This is a genomic window from Deinococcus pimensis DSM 21231, from assembly GCF_000519345.1.
GTDB lineage: Bacteria > Deinococcota > Deinococci > Deinococcales > Deinococcaceae > Deinococcus_A > Deinococcus_A pimensis.
Genome location: NZ_KI912637.1, coordinates 195432 through 196822, shown reverse-complemented (window position 1 = coordinate 196822; position 1391 = coordinate 195432). Strand labels below are relative to the sequence as shown.

The window sequence follows — 1391 nt, the reverse complement described above, 5'->3', positions numbered from 1 at the left end:
GCGTGGGGGGCCGGGCGGTGCCGGAGGACGCCAAGCTCGTCCCGGCGCGCGGCGCCCCGTGAGGGGCGGATCGCGTGGGGGCTCAGGCGGTTCATGCGCCCAGTGTAGGGAGGCGCGTGGGGCGCGGCAATAGGCGTCTCGGCTCAGGGACGGAACCGGGGCCGCCCCGGTGGGAGCGGCCCCCGGCGTGCGGAAGCTCAGCCCTGGTTGAGGCCGGCCTGGGTGAGGAACGCGTCGAGCTTGGCGGGGCGGAAGCCGCTGAGGCTCGCGGCGTGCTCGCCGTACTGCAGGGTGGGCACGCTGCGCTTGCCGCCGTTGACGCTCATGACGTACTGCGCGGCGCCGTCGTCCTGTTCGATGTTGACTTCCTCGTAGGCGATGCCCTTGCGGCTCAGGGCGGCCTTGGCGGCGTGGCAGTCGGGGCACCAGCTGGTGGTGTACATCTTGATCATGCGGGCACTATAGAGAACATAGCGGCCTCGTGGTGGGGTGGCGGTCACACTCCAGAACGCCCGAGGGCGCCCGTCCTGACGGGCATCCTCGGACATTCGGCGGGGGCACTTGACGATTCCGGAAACGCGAGCTAGTATCTCTAAGCGCCGAGGGAAGCGAGCGAGAGCGAGCCTCGAAGCGAGTGACGCAGGGTAGAGCAGTCTGGTAGCTCGTCGGGCTCATAACCCGGAGGTCGCAGGTTCAAATCCTGCCCCTGCAACCAAAGAAAGGAAGCGCCCACCGAACCGGTGGGCGCTTCCTCGTGTTGCCCCGCCGAAGCCTCAGGCGGAGCGGTCCGGTGCTCGTGCCTGGACCGTCAGCGCGTCTCTGCACTCAAGGTCGCCTGCGTACGCTCGCAGGCGGCTGCTCGCTTTTGCCTGGACCGTCAGCGCGTCTCTGCACTCAAGGTCGCCTGCGTACGCTCGCAGGCGGCTGCTCGCTTTTGCCTGGACCGTCCACGCGTCTCTGCACTCAAGGTCGCCCGCGTACGCACCGGAGCGGTCCGGTGCTCGTGCCTGGACCATCAGCGCGTCTCTGCACTCAAGGTCAAGCCACGCGCCCTAGACAACACCGCATTCTCACGCGTCCGGAAGGCTACCCTGGAGGCAGACAACCAGCCAGCCCTCCGCTCCGGCGCGTCACGCCAGGACGCGGACCGAACCCGCCCGAAATCCGGAGCTTCCCATGTCCTCCACACCCGAACCCATCACGCAAGCCGTGTCCTCCACGGACGGAACCGCTTCCAACGCGGCGTTCGTCAAGCCAGCCCGCAACCACGAGGACGCCACCGAACCCACCGAGCTCCGCGCCCTGCGCGAGGCGTTGCTGCGCGGCGCGCGCCACCGCGCCGCCTGGGAACGTGCCCACGAGGTCGCCGAGCGCCTCCTCGACCGTCCCGG

At 69.4% G+C, this 1391-nt stretch carries 2 protein-coding genes and 1 tRNA gene; 2 read left to right on the top strand and 1 reads right to left on the bottom strand.

The window, feature by feature from the left end; translation table 11 throughout:
• Positions 1-197 precede the first annotated feature (197 nt).
• Positions 198-452 carry a glutaredoxin family protein gene (locus tag DEIPI_RS0109780; RefSeq protein WP_027481665.1) on the bottom strand — a complete coding sequence of 85 codons (255 nt, stop codon included), beginning with the start codon at positions 450-452 and terminating at the stop codon, positions 198-200.
• A 186-nt stretch (positions 453-638) separates the two neighbouring features.
• Between DEIPI_RS0109780 and DEIPI_RS0109775 the strand changes: the two genes are divergently transcribed.
• Together DEIPI_RS0109775 and DEIPI_RS39400 are read left to right on the top strand one after the other, a co-directional pair.
• Positions 639-715: transfer RNA gene (locus tag DEIPI_RS0109775), tRNA-Met, on the top strand.
• Between the two features lie 461 nt (positions 716-1176).
• The coding region (locus tag DEIPI_RS39400; protein WP_052351675.1) for a hypothetical protein at positions 1177-1391 on the top strand (215 nt) is incomplete at its 3' end.